The 14,875-nt window shown below is 70.5% G+C and carries 15 protein-coding genes and 1 riboswitch; of the genes, 9 read left to right on the top strand and 6 right to left on the bottom strand.

Going from position 1 to position 14,875, the window contains the following annotated elements:
- Positions 1-95: 95 nt before the first annotated feature.
- Entirely contained in the window at positions 96-725 is a 630-nt protein-coding gene (locus tag FB390_RS03950) for a LysE family translocator (protein WP_185756933.1), read from the bottom strand.
- Between the two features lie 99 nt (positions 726-824).
- Positions 825-938, top strand: a riboswitch (SAM riboswitch).
- A gap of 47 nt (positions 939-985) precedes the next feature.
- Here FB390_RS03950 and FB390_RS03945 point away from each other — a divergent pair.
- Positions 986-2,305 carry an aminotransferase class V-fold PLP-dependent enzyme gene (locus tag FB390_RS03945; protein WP_141807725.1) on the top strand — a complete coding sequence of 440 codons (1,320 nt, stop codon included), beginning with the start codon at positions 986-988 and terminating at the stop codon, positions 2,303-2,305.
- An 81-nt stretch (positions 2,306-2,386) separates the two neighbouring features.
- Complete coding sequence (locus FB390_RS03940) at positions 2,387-2,986, top strand: Uma2 family endonuclease (RefSeq protein ID WP_141807724.1); 600 nt, start codon at positions 2,387-2,389, stop codon at positions 2,984-2,986.
- 6 nt (positions 2,987-2,992) lie between these two features.
- Here the strand turns inward: FB390_RS03940 and FB390_RS03935 are convergent, their stop codons facing one another.
- Both FB390_RS03935 and FB390_RS03930 read right to left on the bottom strand, forming a co-directional pair.
- Complete coding sequence (locus tag FB390_RS03935; protein ID WP_342780389.1) at positions 2,993-3,544, bottom strand: flavin reductase family protein; 552 nt, start codon at positions 3,542-3,544, stop codon at positions 2,993-2,995.
- A 99-nt stretch (positions 3,545-3,643) separates the two neighbouring features.
- Positions 3,644-4,120 (bottom strand): YbaK/EbsC family protein, encoded by a 477-nt coding sequence (locus FB390_RS03930; protein ID WP_141807723.1) that lies wholly within the window; start codon positions 4,118-4,120, stop codon positions 3,644-3,646.
- Between the two features lie 112 nt (positions 4,121-4,232).
- On the opposite strand from FB390_RS03930, the gene FB390_RS03925 reads away from it, so the two are divergent.
- The 5 genes from FB390_RS03925 to FB390_RS03905 all read left to right on the top strand — a co-directional run bounded on the left by FB390_RS03925 (position 4,233) and on the right by FB390_RS03905 (position 9,315).
- Entirely contained in the window at positions 4,233-5,054 is an 822-nt protein-coding gene (locus FB390_RS03925; RefSeq protein WP_141807722.1) for a crotonase/enoyl-CoA hydratase family protein, read from the top strand.
- A 79-nt stretch (positions 5,055-5,133) separates the two neighbouring features.
- Positions 5,134-5,631 carry a MarR family winged helix-turn-helix transcriptional regulator gene (locus tag FB390_RS03920; protein ID WP_141807721.1) on the top strand — a complete coding sequence of 166 codons (498 nt, stop codon included), beginning with the start codon at positions 5,134-5,136 and terminating at the stop codon, positions 5,629-5,631.
- Positions 5,628-7,421 carry an MDR family MFS transporter gene (locus FB390_RS03915; protein WP_141807720.1) on the top strand — a complete coding sequence of 598 codons (1,794 nt, stop codon included), beginning with the start codon at positions 5,628-5,630 and terminating at the stop codon, positions 7,419-7,421. The genes FB390_RS03920 and FB390_RS03915 overlap by 4 nt, the downstream gene beginning before the upstream one ends.
- Complete coding sequence (locus FB390_RS03910; RefSeq protein WP_141807719.1) at positions 7,418-8,668, top strand: sensor histidine kinase; 1,251 nt, start codon at positions 7,418-7,420, stop codon at positions 8,666-8,668. The genes FB390_RS03915 and FB390_RS03910 overlap by 4 nt, the downstream gene beginning before the upstream one ends.
- On the top strand, positions 8,656-9,315 hold the full coding sequence (locus FB390_RS03905; RefSeq protein ID WP_141807718.1) for a response regulator: 660 nt from the start codon (positions 8,656-8,658) through the stop codon (positions 9,313-9,315). The genes FB390_RS03910 and FB390_RS03905 overlap by 13 nt, the downstream gene beginning before the upstream one ends.
- Here the strand turns inward: FB390_RS03905 and FB390_RS03900 are convergent.
- Together FB390_RS03900 and FB390_RS03895 are read right to left on the bottom strand one after the other, a co-directional pair.
- A complete protein-coding gene (locus FB390_RS03900; protein ID WP_141807717.1) occupies positions 9,285-10,790 on the bottom strand; it encodes an alpha/beta hydrolase in 1,506 nt (501 codons plus the stop codon). The two genes, FB390_RS03905 and FB390_RS03900, sit on opposite strands and share 31 nt — an antisense overlap.
- A gap of 71 nt (positions 10,791-10,861) precedes the next feature.
- Positions 10,862-12,025, bottom strand: a complete 1,164-nt coding sequence (locus FB390_RS03895; protein WP_141807716.1) for a serine hydrolase domain-containing protein — start codon at positions 12,023-12,025, stop codon at positions 10,862-10,864.
- 329 nt (positions 12,026-12,354) lie between these two features.
- On the opposite strand from FB390_RS03895, the gene FB390_RS03890 reads away from it, so the two are divergent.
- A complete protein-coding gene (locus FB390_RS03890) occupies positions 12,355-12,597 on the top strand; it encodes a hypothetical protein (protein ID WP_067789945.1) in 243 nt (80 codons plus the stop codon).
- Between the two features lie 147 nt (positions 12,598-12,744).
- Here the strand turns inward: FB390_RS03890 and FB390_RS03885 are convergent, their stop codons facing one another.
- A complete protein-coding gene (locus FB390_RS03885) occupies positions 12,745-13,236 on the bottom strand; it encodes an inorganic diphosphatase (protein ID WP_067789948.1) in 492 nt (163 codons plus the stop codon).
- A 231-nt stretch (positions 13,237-13,467) separates the two neighbouring features.
- On the opposite strand from FB390_RS03885, the gene FB390_RS03880 reads away from it, so the two are divergent.
- Entirely contained in the window at positions 13,468-14,874 is a 1,407-nt protein-coding gene (locus tag FB390_RS03880; RefSeq protein ID WP_141807715.1) for a D-alanyl-D-alanine carboxypeptidase/D-alanyl-D-alanine-endopeptidase, read from the top strand.
- Position 14,875 lies beyond the last annotated feature (1 nt).

The raw sequence follows: 14,875 nt of genomic DNA, 5'->3' as shown, positions 1-14,875 counted from the left end.
CGGTGTGATGTCGATCCGCGAGCCTCGGCAGGCTGATCGGGGGCGTCAGGCGTACTTCCGCATTCGCTCCGGCCGGTTTTCGGCGGCAGCGCCTGTCAGGTCGCCGAGGCCGCGGTGCCGAGGCCCAGCGCGGTGAGTATCCCGGCGCTGGCCTGCTCGAGCCGATCGCGGACCTTCGGGCTGCGCAGGAACGCCACCGCGCGGGCGGCGAGCAGGGCGAGCAGGATCATCTCCACGGCGGCGACGGTGCATTCGATCGCGCCGAGCGCGAGCGTGTTCAGGAAGGTGACCTCGGTCAGGAACTGGGGCAGGACGGCCAGGTAGAACAGGCCGACCTTCGGGTTGAAGAGACACGAGACGACACCCGCCGTGAACGCCGAGCGAACCGATGGCGCTTTCCCGCTGCCGGAATCGAATTCGGCCTCGGCCTGCGCCCGCCGCTTGCGCAGTTCGATGAGCGTGCGAATTCCCAAGTACACCAAGTAGATTCCGCCGACGATCTTCAGCGCGCGATACGCGGTCGCGGATTGCTCCAGCAGCGCCGCGACGCCCGCGGCCACCACTACCGCCCACACCAGGCCGCCGAGCGCCGAGCCCACCGCCGCGGCGATGCCGGGACGGGCGTCCACGATCGAAAAGCGCAGCACCAGAAACGAATCCGGCCCCGGCGTCAAGGAAAGCAGGACGCACAGTCCGACGAAGCTGAGCAGCAGCGAGGGCGTCACCCAACGAGTGCAGCGCAGTTCCCGCGGCGGCGCAACCGACTTTCGGCCGCGAAATCCGGAGGTTGACAGACTCGCGTGCGGTCTGCCAACCTCGGAATAGGTCATGAGTGCCAGCGCTAAGCCCCGGCTAGCTGGTCGGCAACCCTCCTCCGCGGTGGGGTGCTCCGGGTGACGACCGGGCCGCCGCCCGATCGGGCGCGGCAAGCGCGGACTCGAAAACACAATCGATCGTCGAGTCCCTGAGCCGACGGGATTACGTGATGACCGCTGTTGTGGACCAGACCTGTGCCGCCCTCGCCCGCGTGTCGGGTGACGAGCTGCCGGTGCCGCTCGTGCAGGGCGGAACCCGCACCTACGCCAACTTCGACTACGCCGCGAGCGCGCCGGCGCTGGCCCAGGTCACCGACCGGATTCAGCGGCTGCTGCCGTACTACGCCAGCGTGCACCGCGGCGCGGGCTACGCCTCGCGCATCTCCACCGAGTGCTACGAGGCCGCGCGCGGCTCGGTCGCCCGTTTCCTCGACGCCGCCGACGACCAAGTCGTGGTGTTCACCCGCAACACCACCGACTCGCTGAACCTGCTCGCGTCTTGCGTGCCGGGTGACACCGTGGTGCTCGACATCGAGCATCACGCCAATTTCCTGCCGTGGACGCGGCACGGACGCCGCGTGGTGCGCGCCGCCGACACCGTCGCCGAGACCATCCGGTTGCTGGTGGCGGAGCTGTGCAGCAAGCCCGCCGCACTGCTCGCGGTCACGGGGGCGTCGAACGTCACCGGGGAGGTGCTGCCGCTGGAGCGGCTCGCCGACATCGCGCACCAGTGCGGGGCGCGCATCCTGGTCGACGCGGCCCAGCTCGCTCCGCACCGGCGAATCAGCCTGCGGGAGAGCGGGATCGACTACCTCGCCTTCTCGGGCCACAAGCTGTACGCGCCGTTCGGTTCCGGCGTGCTGGTCGGCCGCCGCGACTGGCTGGATCGGGCCGAGCCCTATCTCGCGGGCGGAGGTGCGGTGCGCGCGGTGAGCACCGAGGGCGCCGAGTGGGCGCCCGCGCCGCAGCGGCACGAGGCCGGGTCGCCGAACGTGCTCGGCGCTGCCGCGATCGCCGCCGCCTGTGACGCGCTCGCCGCCATCGATCCGGACGAGTTGGCCGCCCACGAACGCCTGCTCGCCGACCGCCTGCGCGACGGGCTGTGCGCCATCCCGGGCGTCGAGACGCTGCGCATCTGGTCTGACAGTCCCGATTCCGTCGGCATCGTGGCGTTCACCGTCGCGGGCTTCGCGCCCGGCCACGTCGCCGCCTACCTCTCCGCCGAACACGCCATCGGCGTCCGCGACGGTCGCTTCTGCGCCCACCCCCTGCTCGCCCGCCTCGGCCTCGACGCCGCGCTGCGCGCCAGCATCGGCCTCGGCACCACCTCCGCCGACATCGACCGCCTCGTCGACGCCGTCGCCACCCTGGTCCACCGCGGCCCCTCCTGGAACTACGCCCGAACCGACGGCCTCTGGAACCCCACCCCCGAAACCCGCCCCTTCACCGCCACCCAAACCTCCGGCGCCACCCCCTGCCTCATCGCCTGAGTCACCGGGCTTCGCGGCCGGTCGGGGGCGGTGGCGGCGGGATACTATCGGCGAGACCGTTCCCGACTCGGAGGTGGACCGATGAGCATTCTGCCTGCGTGGGCGACCGATCCAGGGGCGCTGCTCATCACCGAGGCAGGCTACGACGCGCTGCCGGAGGACGTGCAGCGGCAGATCGAGGTGGTCGACGGTCACGTCATCTTCTGCCCCAGCGGTAGTTTCCAGCACAACAATGTGGCCAGGCGGCTGGCCAACGCTCTGGAGCAGGCGCGTCCCGCCGAACCGTGCACCGGCGTCGTCACCGATTTCGAGATGCACTACGTCAAGGGCAGGCCGGGCAGTCCCGGGTTCTCCTTCCGCAGGCCCGACGTGGTGCTGCATCGGTGCGTCGAGGAGGACCGCAAGCTCACCACCGCAGACGCACTGCTGGTCGTGGAGGTCGTCTCACCGGGATCGGAGTACACCGACACCGTCGACGAACGAGCGGAATACGCGCACGAGGGCATTCCGATCTACCTCGTGGTGCACCTCGACGCCGAGCGCCGCGTCAAGATCGTTCAGGAGTATCGCTTGGACTGGGCGAGCCGGACCTATCGGCTCGCCGAAACCCATCAGGACGCGCTGCGGTTGACCGGCCCGTTCCCGATGGAGGTCGCGTTCAAGGAGCTGGACGGCTCCTGAGCTCCCTCAGTCCTCCAAGGAGGACGGGCGGTGGTAGCGGCCGTTGTAGTAGAGCAGCGGGGCGGCGGCGGGCTCTTCGTCGGTGTTGTCGTGGACGCGGGTGACCAGGCCGACGACGAAGGTGTGGTCGCCGATGGGGATCAGTTGCTGGACGACGGCGCGGACCCAGATGGGGGTGCCGTGCAGGACGGGTTCGCCGGTGTCCAGGGTGGTCCACAGGGAGCGGTCGGTGAAGCGTTCCTCGGCGGAGCGGGAGAAGCGCTTGGCGATGTGCTGCTGGTGTTCGCCGAGGAAGTGGATGACCACGGAATCGGCGTCGAGCATCGCGGCCATGCTTGACGAGGTGTGCGCGATGTTGAACGACACCAGCGGCGGTTCGAGCGAGAGCGAGGCGAACGAGGTCGCGGTGAAGCCGACCGGTCCCTTCGGGCAGGAGAGCGTGACCACGGTGACGCCCGCCGGATAGTGACGCATGGACGCGCGGTACTGCTCGGCGGTGATGCCGCTCAGGTCGTCGGGGATCCGGACGCCGGTGTGCGGCTGCGGTGCTTCGGTCACATGACGAAAGTACGCCCGATTCGCCCGCTCCGGGCCCGGCGATTGTTGTTCGATTGCCGTTCGCCCGGGGAACCCGCAGCTCACGCGGCGGTGTGAGATTCAGTCCACATCGATCGGAAGCCCCGCGGTGATCCGCACCAACTCGCGAAAGGACGTGCGGAACAGCGTGTTCGGATGCCCGCCCGCCGCCCACAACTCCTGGTGCCTGGCCAACGCGTTGTCCACCCAGGTCGGCAGGTTGGTGGGATGCCCGACCGGCGCGACCCCGCCAATCGGCTGACCGGTCACCTCGCGCACCAACGCCGCGGGCGCGCGGGTGAGCGTGCCTTCCAGCCGCGCGCCGGTCTGCGTCAGGTCGACCTCGTGCGCGCCGGAGACCAGTAGCAGCACCGGATTCTCGTCGAGCAGGAAGACCAGCGATTTGGTGATCGCGCCCACCTCGACGCCGAGGACGCGCGCCGCGTCGGCCGCGGTGCGGGTGGGTGTCTGCTGGCGGAGGATGACGCCGTGATGGCCGCGCGCGATCAGCGTGTCGGCGACCCGGCAGGCGACCGGAGGTAGCTGGGCCCTGCTCATGGATCCAGGGTAAGTGGACCGGCCCAATCGCTCCTGCCGTGCGCGGGGCGACGACGAACCGCGCGGCCCATTCCCCGGGACGGCCCGCGGAAGCGGCGTATACGCTGTACAAATGACTGACTGGCAGGCTTTCACCGTCGAGACAAAGGACCACGTCGCGCAGGTGACGTTGACCGGCCCCGGCAAGGGCAACGCGATGGGCCCGGACTTCTGGCGGGAACTTCCCGAAATCTTCCGCGGCCTCGACGCCGATCCCGAGGTGCGCGCCATCGTGCTCACCGGCTCGGGCAAGCACTTCTCCTACGGCCTCGACCTCCCGGCCATGGCGGGCACCTTCGGGCCGCTGCTCGCCGACAAAGCGCTGGCCGCGCCGCGCACCGACTTCCTCAAGGAGATCCGGCGGATGCAGGACTCGGTCACCGCGGTGGCCGAGTGCACCAAGCCGGTGATCGCGGCCATCTCCGGCTGGTGCATCGGCGGCGGCCTCGACCTGATCGCCGCCGTCGACGTCCGGCTGGCCAGCGCGGACGCGCAGTTCAGCCTGCGCGAGGCGAAGGTCGCGATCGTCGCCGACATCGGTTCGCTGCACCGGCTGCCCGGCATCATCGGCGAGGGCCACCTGCGCGAGCTCGCCTACACCGGCAAGGACATCGACGCCGCCCGCGCCGAGAAGATCGGCCTGATCAACGACGTGTACCCGGACCAGGAGGCGGTGCTGGACGCGGCGCACGCGATGGCGCGCGAGATCGCCGCGAACCCGCCGCTGGTGGTGCAGGGCGTGAAGGACGTGCTGGACCACAAGCGCGCGTCGGAGGTGGCCGATGGCCTGCGTTACGTCTCGGTGTGGAACGCGGCCTTCCTGCCGTCGGAGGACCTGACCGAGGCCATCCAGGCGGTCTTCGAGAAGCGCGCGCCCCAGTTCAAGGGTCGATAAGCGTTTGCCTCCGGCGTCCACGCACCGACATACTTGCGACGAACAACTAATTGATTGGCGCAAGTAAAGGCGGCGGTGCGTGGACGCGGACGACCTTTCGATCGACACCATCGCGGTGCAACTGACCCGGCTCCAGCGCATCCGCGACCGGACCGCCTTGCAGATCCGCACCACGGACGGCGTCGACCCGGCCGTGTTCGCCGTGCTGTTCCGGTTGCTGTGCGACGGCCCGATGCGCTCGGGCGCGCTGGCCGAGGCGGTGTACTCCGACGCGTCGACCGTCAGCCGTCAGGTCGCCCAGCTGGTCGAACGCGAGCTGGTCCGGCGGACGGCCGACCCCGCCGACGGGCGCGCCACGGTGCTCGAGGTGACCGAACGCGGGCGGGAGGTGGCCGAGCGGATCCGCAGGCGCCGCCACGACAACCTCACCCTGGTGATGGCCGACTGGACCCCGGACAACCGCGCGCTCTTCGCGGACCTGCTGCGCCAGTTCGTCGACGATTTCGAACGCGCGCGACCCGCGATGGTCGCCGGGCCGCGGCTGCCGAAGCCGGATGAAGCGGAGCGGAATTCGTGACCACTCCGACCGCCGTGCCGCCGCAGGCGGGTTTCACCCACCGGCAGATCCTGACCATTCTCAGCGGGCTCATGCTCGGCATGCTGCTCTCCTCGCTGGACCAGACCATCGTCTCGACGGCGATCCGCACCATCGCCGACGACCTCGACGGCTACGCGCTGCAAGCCTGGGCCACCACCGCGTACCTGATCACCGCGACACTCACCACGCCGCTGTACGGCAAGTTGTCCGACATGTTCGGCCGCAAGCCCTTCTTCATGGCGGCCATCAGCATCTTCGTCGTCGGCTCCCTGCTGTGCACGCTCGCGCAGTCGATGTACCAGCTGGCCGCCTTCCGGGCCGTCCAGGGCATGGGCGCGGGCGGGCTCATGTCGCTGGCGCTCGCCATCCTCGGCGACATCGTCGGCCCCCGCGAACGGGCCCGCTACCAGGGCTATTTCCTCGCGGTGTTCGGCACGTCCAGCGTGATCGGCCCGGTGCTCGGCGGCGTTCTCGCCGGGCAGGACACGATCCTCGGGGTCAGCGGCTGGCGCTGGGTGTTCCTGGTCAACGTGCCGGTGGGCTTGGTCGCGCTCGCGGTGGTTTCGCGGGTGCTGCGCCTGCCGAAGAAGCCGCATTCCACCGACCGGGTCGACTGGTGGGGTGTGCTCGTGCTCGCCGTCGGACTGGTGCCGCTGCTCATCGTCGCGGAGCAGGGTCGCGAATGGGGGTGGAGCAGCGCGCCTTCGGTGGTCTGCTACGTGATCGGCGCGCTCGGCGTCGCCGGATTCGTCGTGGTCGAGAAGGGGCTGAAGGACGCGGCGCTGATCCCGCTGCGGATCTTCGGCAACCGGACCTTCGCGCTGGGCGTCGTCATCTCGTTCGTGGTCGGCGCGGCCATGTTCGGCGGCATCTCGTTGCTGCCGCAGTACCTCCAGGTGGTGCGCGGGGCGAGCCCGACGATGGCCGGTCTGCAAATGCTGCCGATGGTGCTGGGGTTGATGCTCGGTTCGATACTGTCCGGCCAGTTGATCTCGCGGACCGGCCGCTACCGGATCTTCCCGATCATCGGCGCGTCCACGCTGACGCTCAGCCTGTTCCTGCTGCACTTCCTCGACGCGGACAGCCCGCTGTGGCTGGCGATGCTCTTCATGGCCTGCACCGGCTTCGGCCTCGGCAACCTCATGCAGCCGCTCACCCTCGCCTTGCAGAACGCGTTGCCGCCCAAGGACATGGGCGTCTCCACCGCGGCCGCCACCTTCTTCCGCCAGATCGGCGGCACGCTGGGCGTCGCGGTGTTCCTGTCCATCCTGTTCGCGCGGATGACGCCGAACATCACCGACGAACTGCGCGCCGCCGCGCGCGACCCGGAGTTCGCGCAGGCCGTCCGCGCCGGTGCGCAGAGCGGCAATCCCGCCGACGCCGCGCTGGCCAAAGGTCTCATCGCCCAGGACACTTCGGCCGCGGGCGAGGTGCTGAAGGACAGCTCGATCATCCAGCAGCTCAGCCCTGAGCTGGCCAGGCCATTCCAGGTCGGTTTCGCGGATTCCATGTCGACGGTGTTCCTCGCCGCCACCGGTCTCGCGCTGGTCGCGCTGGTACTCGTGCTGTTCTGGAAGGAAGTGCCGCTGCGCATGGTCGGCGGCATCCAGGCGGCGAACGACAAGGCCGAATCGGTGGTGGATGTCGAGGCGCGGATCGTCGAGCAGACCGGCTTGCCGCTGCCGGGCGGTGCGACGGTGGAGCCGCCGCTGGACCAGAGCGCGGCCCGGGAGAGCGCGCGGCGCGGTGTGGACGGTCCCGGCTCGTGACCGACGGCTGGTGGCGCCGATTCACCGAACGGCTGCGGCGATTGCCCGCGGCCGTCGGTTATCTCGCGATCGGCGGCGTCACCGGTCTGCTCGCGCTGTTCGCGGCGCTGGGGTTGTTCGTCGTGGCGGTGCTGAGCCTGATCGGAGTGGGCATACCCGCGCTGCCCGAAGCGGCGCGGCTGCTTCGTCCGCTGCTCGGGTTCGAAAGGCGAAGGGCGGCGGCGCGACTCGGCACGCCGATCGAGCAGGTCTACCGGCCGCTGACCGGTGACCTGCGGGAACGGCTGGCAACGCTGGTCGCGGATCCGGCCAACCGCCGCGATCTCGGCTGGCTGGTGCTGCACGCGCTGACCGGGTTCCCGCTGGCCGCGCTCGCGGTCGCGCTACCGCTGAGCGCCGTGAATCAGGCGCTGATCCCGGCGTATTGGCGGCTGCTGCCCGAGGGCGCCATCACCAATTACGGATTCGTCGTCGACTCCTGGCCGCGCGCCTTCCTGAGTCTGCTGATCGCTGTTCCGGTCGGCGCGTTGGCGTTGCGCCTTCCGGCGCTCGCCGAAGGTCAAGCGCGGGCGGCGCGGGTGCTGCTCGCGCCGGACGAGGGCGCGGTGCTGGCGCACCGGGTGGCCGAGCTGACCGCCACGCGGGCCGCCGCCCTCGACGCGCACGGCGCCGAACTGCGCCGTATCGAACGCGACCTGCACGACGGCGCGCAAGCCAGGATCGCGGCCGTGATCATGCAGCTCGGGCTCGCCGAGCAACTGCGTGCGCGAGATCCCGAGGCGGCCGCCGATATGGTGCGCACCGCGCAGGACACCGCCGCCGCGGCGCTCGCCGAACTGCGCGACGTGGTGCGCAGCGTCTACCCGCCCGTGTTGTCGGACCGCGGTTTGGCCAGCGCCGTCTCCGCGCTGGCCGCGCGCAGCCCGATTCCGTGCGTCGTGGATCTCGGCGCCGCGGGCCGGCGTCCCATGGCGGTCGAGGCGGCGGCCTATTTCGTGATCGCCGAGGCGCTGACCAACGCCACCAAACATTCCCGAGCCGAACGTCTTTCGGTCGCCCTCGGTGGTTCGGCGGAGCTGTTGACCGTCGAGATCCGCGACGACGGCGTCGGCGGCGCCGAGCCGGCCGAAGGCGGCGGGCTGGCAGGTATCCGGCGCAGGGCCGAGGCGCTCGACGGCCGGATGACGCTGGACAGCCCGCGCGGTGGGCCTACTGTGGTGCGGGTGGAGCTGCCGTGCGGGTCGTGATCGCCGAGGACGACGCCCTCCTTCGCGAGGGTCTCGTGCTGTTGCTGAAGACCGCGGGCATCGAGGTGGCCGCGGCCGTCGACAACGCCGACGACTTCCTGGCCGCCGTCACAGCCGACCGTCCCGACGCGGTCGTCGTCGACGTCCGGCTCCCGCCCACCTTCACCGACGACGGGCTGCGCGCGGCGGTGCGCGCCCGCGCGATCCACCCCGGGCTGCCGGTGCTGGTGCTCTCGGCCTACGTGGAGGACAGCTACGCCGCCGAACTGCTCGGCGACGGCGCGGGCGGCATCGGCTATCTGCTGAAGGAACGGGTCGGCAAGGTGGACCGGTTCCTGGAGTCGCTGCGCCGCGTCGCCGCGGGCGGCACGGCGATGGACCCGGAGGTGATCTCCCAGCTGCTGGTGCGGCGCAGGGCCGACGACCCGCTCGCCACGCTCACCGCGCGGGAGCGGGAGGTGCTGGCGCTGATGGCCGAGGGCCACGCCAACCCGGCCATCGCCGAACGGCTCGTCGTCACCGAAGGCGCGGTGCACAAACACATTCGGAGCATCTTCGCGAAGCTCGGCCTGTCCGCCGACGAGGCCGGACACCGCAGGGTGCTCGCCGTGCTCGCCTACCTCAACGCCCGTCCCGGCTCGTCCTGACAGGTCAGGTCGCCGTCGGGCAGCGTGCCGTCGCGGAAGTAGGCGTTGACCGCGGCGTAGACGCAGTCGTTCGGGTAGCGCCCAAAGATTGAGTGGATCGGCACGTCCTGCAAGGTGACCATGCGGGAGCCGGTCAGCGCGCGGTGCATGGCGAGCGCACCCGGATAGGTGGTGCGGGTGTCGCCGGTGGCCTGCACGATCAGGCTCGGCACGGAATTGCCGATGGTCGTGGGACTTTCGATCGGCCCCGGCCAGAACGCGCAGGGCGTGATGTTGTCGGCGAACGCGCCGAACAGCGGCTGGCTCGCCCGGCTCGCCTCGATGTTGCGCCAGTACCAGGACGGGTCGTGCGGTGCGTCCACGTCACCGCACATGATCGCCATCTGCGCCGAGTTGTCGCTCGGCCGCGCGGCCAGCATGAACCCGAGGACGGCGGCGAGCTCCGGACTCGGTTCCACGGGTGCGCCCGCTGCCGCGTCGAGGAGCTGGCGCAGCTGGTTCGCCACCTGCTCGTACTGGCGCGGGTCGTCCAGGCCGACGAACAGCACCATCGGCACGCTGTGGTCGTCCAGCTCGAACTCGCCGAGCCGGATGGGCCGCTCGTTCGCGCGCCGGACCAGGTCGAGCACCGTGGCGCGGATGGCGGCGCGATCGGCGCCGAAGCGGTACTCGCCGTCGCGGGCGGCGGCCCAGTCGGCCCACCGATCGAACGCCGCCTCGTTGGCTGGACCCATGTCCTGGACCATGCCGACCGGGCCGTAGCGCTGCGGGTCCACCGAGCTGTCCAGCACGACGCGGTCGGTGCGCTGCGGGAACATCTGGGTGTAGACCGCGCCGAGGTAGGTGCCGTAGGAGGTGCCGAAATAGCTGATCCGGTCCTCGCCGAGCGCGGCGCGGACGACGTCCATGTCGCGCGCGGTGTTGCGGGTGGTTATGTGCCGTATCCGGTCGCCTTCGGTCGCCACGCAGCGTGCCGCGAGTTCCGCTTGTTGTGCGACGGATTCGGCGTAACTCGCGGCGTCGACGCCCGCCGACTGCAAGGCGAAGCCGCGCGGCCAGTGGCAGTTCACCGGGTTCGACCGGCCGACGCCGCGCGGGTCCATGCCGATGAGGTCGTAACGGGCCCGCACCTCGTCGGTCATCGCTTCGCGGACGTCCACCATGGCGTCCAGGCCCGGACCGCCGGGGCCGCCCGGGTTCGACAGCACGACTCCGCGCCGTTGCGCCGGATCGGCGGCCGGGATGCGCGAAATGACGACGGTGAGGGTCCGGCCCTGGGGCGCAGCGTAATCCACCGGGACCGTGACGTCGGCGCACTGCGCGCCGAGCGGGTCGAGGCGCGGATCGTCGCAGGACTTCCAGGTCAACCGCTGGTGGTGGAAGCGGTCGAGTCCAGCGTCGGCGGTTGCCGGCGCGGCGGTCAGCAGCGCGGCGAGAGTGGCCGTCCCTGCCGCGATCACCTTTCCGAGATGCATTGCGAAGACTCCGATTTCGTTCGACCGAGCCGGGCGCGGCGCGGTGCGGGACAAGGACCGTTGGAGCGGGATCACGCCGCGCACACGGCCGCGTCGAACGCTTGCTGCACGAGAACCGCATTCTCCTCGCTGGTCGGCAGCTGGTTCACGATCACGGTCACCGCGTGTCCGTCGGCGGTGACGCCGTTGCGGGTCCCGAAGCCGGGGATGCTGCCGCCGTGCCCCCACACCTCCTTCCCGCAGGAGGACGGCAGCTGGATGAGGCCCAACCCGTAACCGGCCCCCGGCATCCGGTCGAAGGGCACGGTGCGCCGCATCTCGTCGAGTTGCGCGGCGGGCAACAGGCGGCCGTCGAGCAGCGCGCCGAAGAAGCGGTTCAGGTCGGCGCCGGTGGAGATCATCGCGCCCGCGGCGTCGGCCCACGAGGGATCGAGCTGGGTGAAGTCCACGCGCGCGCCGTCGATCTGGTGGTAGCCGACGGGATGCGGGCCGCGGATACCGGTCTCGCCCTGCGCCGGAAACCAGGTGTCGCGCAGGCCGAGCGGCTCGATGATCCGCGCCGTGATCTCGTCGGCGGCGGTACGGCCGGTCGTTTGCTGGATCAGCATGCCGAGCAGAACGTAGTTGGTGTTGGTGTACACCGCGCGAGCGCCGGGCTCGTAACGCGGCGGCATCGTCATCGCCAGGCGCACCAGTTCGGCGGCGTCGTACCGGCGCAGGCGCACGGCTTCGGTGTCCACCTCCAACTGCCGGGTGCCGTGCTCGGCGCGCAGTTCGGGATCGCCCCCGGCCAGGTAATCGGGCAGGCCGCTGGTGTGCTGGAGCAGCTGACGGACCGTGACGCGGTTCCCGTCGTTGCCGTTGCCCCGAACCACTCCCGGCAGGTAGCGCTCGACGGGCGCGTCCAACTCGACCTTGCCCTCGGCGACCAGTTGCAGCACGACCGTCGCGACGAAAGTCTTCGTGTTGCTGCCGATTCGCACGCGCGCGTCGGCGGGAATCGGGGCGCCCGTCGCGATGTCGCCGACGCCCGCGGTAACGGTGCGGTCGCCCGCGTCGGTGGTGAGCACCGCCTGCGCGCCGGGGAAGCCGCCGCGCACCGTCGCGTCCAGCGCCCGCTGGATCGCCGCGGTGCGGTCGTCGTCGGAGGGCGCGGTGTCGCCGCAGGCCTGGGCGCCGAACAGCGCGACCAGGCAGATGCCCGCCGCGGCCGTGTGGCGTCGAAAAACGGTCATGAGCTGTGCGTTCCTCCCGTACCGGATGCGGCGCGACGGTTGTGCGCCTTACGGTTTCGAGGCTAGGAACGCGGGCGCGCGGTGCCCATGACGTAGGCACCCGGAATCGCGGTGGTGCGCACCGGATCCCCGAGGTAGTGCCAGCACTACCTCGCCGGTCCCGTTGTCACGCTCCGGCAGGCCGCGGCGGCGCGAACCACGCGCAGGGTGGAGAAGGTGGAATCGCCCGAGGGGGCTGGTCTTCGAGCCCTAGGGGTGGCTGTTTCGCGGCTTTTCGCTCCCTACCTTGAGAGAGGTCAACATCAACCTCGCTTTCCAGGAGCAGTGAAATGCGAATCAAGTCCTTCCTCGCCGCGGGCCTTCTTGCCACCGCAGCCGTCGCCGGGGTGTCGACGGCTGCCACGGCCAACGCCGCGCCGACCTACCAGGCCACCGGCTACGGGGCCACCTACATCGGCACCTACGCCACCTTCGAGGCCTGCCGCGCCGACGGCGTCTCGCCCAGCACCGGCGGCTACTACTGGGAGTGCGTCGAGGCCTGGGACGGCTGGGATCTCTACATCTACTACTGACCCGCGAAACCACCCGTAATCGGTGCTCTCGCAGCACCGTGATCGGATCCCCAGGGACGTCCGGCACAGGCCGGGCGTCCCTATCGCGTGCGGGGGCAACGAAAAAGGCGGGAGGTCCGTACGGACCTCCCGCCTTCGTCGTGTGGCTCAGTGGCCGCCCTTCTCCTGCAGACGCTTGAAGGAGGCTTCCACCTCGGCCTCGGCCTCGGCGCGACCGACCCACTCCGAGCCCTTGACGTACTTGCCCGGCTCCAGGTCCTTGTAGCGCTCGAAGAAGTGCTTGATCGCGGCGAGCTCGAACTCCGGCACGTCGGCCAGGTCCTGGATGTGGTCCCAGCGCGGATCGCCCGCGGGCACGCACAGCACCTTGGCGTCGCCGCCCGCCTCGTCCTCCATCTTGTACATCGCGACCGGGCGCGCCTCGACGATCACGCCGGGGAACACCGAGTCGGGCAGCAGAACCAGCGCGTCCAGCGGGTCACCGTCCTCGCCGAGCGAGTTCTCGATGAAGCCGTAGTCGGCCGGGTAGGCCATGGAGGTGTAGAGGAACCGGTCGAGCCGAACACGGCCGGTCTCGTGATCGACCTCGTACTTGTTGCGGGAACCCTTGGGGATCTCGATGGTGACGTCGAACTCCACGCCATCTCCTTCTGTGCTGCATCCGGTGGCTCGAGCGGGCACGACCGCCGACTCGCCAGGTTGTTCGGGGGAACGGTAGCGGAACGAGGATAGTGTGATCGGTGGGGCCGAGGTTCGAAAGGGCATGGGTGCGCCGGTGGTGCGCGGCAGCCGAGTCAGGGAGACGACGGGTACGTGGTTGGTGGGAACAAGAGAAATATCGGTGGCTTGGCCGCGCGGCGACGGCGCAGGATGTGGATCGGATTCGGGGCGACCTTCGGGGTGCTGCTGATCGCGGCCGCCGGTGCGTTGGTCGTCGTCCAGCCGTGGACCCCGGAATTCCGGCACGGTGGGCTGACCATCGCCGCGCCGCCCGCTCCGGTGAAGCCTTTTCCGCGGGTGGCTCCCGCGCCGTCGAACGCGCCCGCGCCGAGCCCGGCCGGTGTCGCCGCGGCGCTCGGGGGCGCGCTGGCGAATCCTGATCTCGGCACGTTCGCCGGTGTCGTCACCGACGCCGACAGCGGGACCACGCTGTGGAGCCAGGACCCGGGCACGCCGATGATTCCGTCGTCCACCGCCAAGATCCTCACCACCGCGGCCGCGCTGCTCGCGCTGCCTGCGGACCAGCGCGTCACCACCAAAGTGGTCGCCGGGGCCGCGCCGAACGAACTGGTGCTGGTCGGCGGCGGCGACCCGACGCTCACCGCGCAGCCCGACGGCAAGGGCTACTACCCGAACGGCCCGCGCCTCGCGGACCTGGTCGCGCAGATCCGGCTGGCCGGCAGCGCGGCGGACACCATCGTGGTCGACACCACCGCCTTCGCCGGGCCGACCATGGCGAAGGGCTGGGAGGACTCCGACATCCCCGGCGGCTCGATCGCGCCGATCGAAGCGGTGATGATCGACGGCGGCCGCCTCGAACCGCTCGTCGAATACTCCCCGCGCACCTCGACCCCCGCACTGGACGCCGGACGCAGGCTGGCCACCGAACTCGGGCTCGACCCGTCTCGGGTGCGCGCGGGCAAGGCGGCGCCGGGCGCGGCCGAGGTGGCCAGCGTGCAGTCCGCGCCGCTGCGCGACCGGCTGCGCGACATGATGGTCTACTCCGACAACGTGCTCGCCGAGACCATCGGCCGGGAGATCGCGGTGGCGACCGGACACGAACCGTCGTTCGGCGGTGCGGTCGCCGCCGTGGCCGCCACACTGGAGAAGGCGGGCTTCGATCTGAACGGGGTGGTGATGCACGACACGAGCGGACTCTCCACCGACGACCGCGTCACCGCGCGTCTGCTGGACAAGATCGTCGCCACCGCCGCCCAGTCCGCCGGTGACGCGCTCACCCGGCCGACCGGCACCAAGGCCCGGCCCGCGGGCGAGAAGCTCGCGGCCACCCTCGCGCCGATGCTGGACGATCTGCCGGTCGCGGGTGCGACGGGCTCGCTGGCCGGCCGCTATGTCACCCAGAACCGCGGCGGCGCCGGATGGGTGCGCGCCAAGACCGGAACTCTCTCGGTGGCCAGCACGTTGGTCGGGTATGTGCTCGACCGGGATGGCCGGGTGCTGACCTTCGCGTTGATGTCGAACGATCGGCCGCCGGAGGTGAGCAGGCCCGCGTTGGACGCCATCGCAGGCACGCTGCGCAACTGTGGATGCTCGTGAC

This window comes from Nocardia bhagyanarayanae, from assembly GCF_006716565.1.
Classification (GTDB): Bacteria; Actinomycetota; Actinomycetes; order Mycobacteriales; family Mycobacteriaceae; genus Nocardia; species Nocardia bhagyanarayanae.
Note: the sequence above shows the minus strand (reverse complement) of the source record. Positions and strands in the feature narration are given on the sequence as shown.

Bases quoted from the DNA above. Each gene is read 5' to 3' on its own strand.
- FB390_RS03945 (WP_141807725.1), top strand. From the start codon at position 986: ATGACCGCTGTTGTGGACCAGACCTGTGCCGCCCTCGCCCGCGTGTCG.
- FB390_RS03940 (WP_141807724.1), top strand. From the start codon at position 2,387: ATGAGCATTCTGCCTGCGTGGGCGACCGATCCAGGGGCGCTGCTCATC.
- FB390_RS03930 (WP_141807723.1), bottom strand. From the start codon at position 4,120: ATGAGCAGGGCCCAGCTACCTCCGGTCGCCTGCCGGGTCGCCGACACG.
- FB390_RS03925 (WP_141807722.1), top strand. From the start codon at position 4,233: ATGACTGACTGGCAGGCTTTCACCGTCGAGACAAAGGACCACGTCGCG.
- FB390_RS03900 (WP_141807717.1), bottom strand. From the start codon at position 10,790: ATGCATCTCGGAAAGGTGATCGCGGCAGGGACGGCCACTCTCGCCGCG.
- FB390_RS03895 (WP_141807716.1), bottom strand. From the start codon at position 12,025: ATGACCGTTTTTCGACGCCACACGGCCGCGGCGGGCATCTGCCTGGTC.
- FB390_RS03890 (WP_067789945.1), top strand. From the start codon at position 12,355: ATGCGAATCAAGTCCTTCCTCGCCGCGGGCCTTCTTGCCACCGCAGCC.
- FB390_RS03880 (WP_141807715.1), top strand. From the start codon at position 13,468: ATGTGGATCGGATTCGGGGCGACCTTCGGGGTGCTGCTGATCGCGGCC.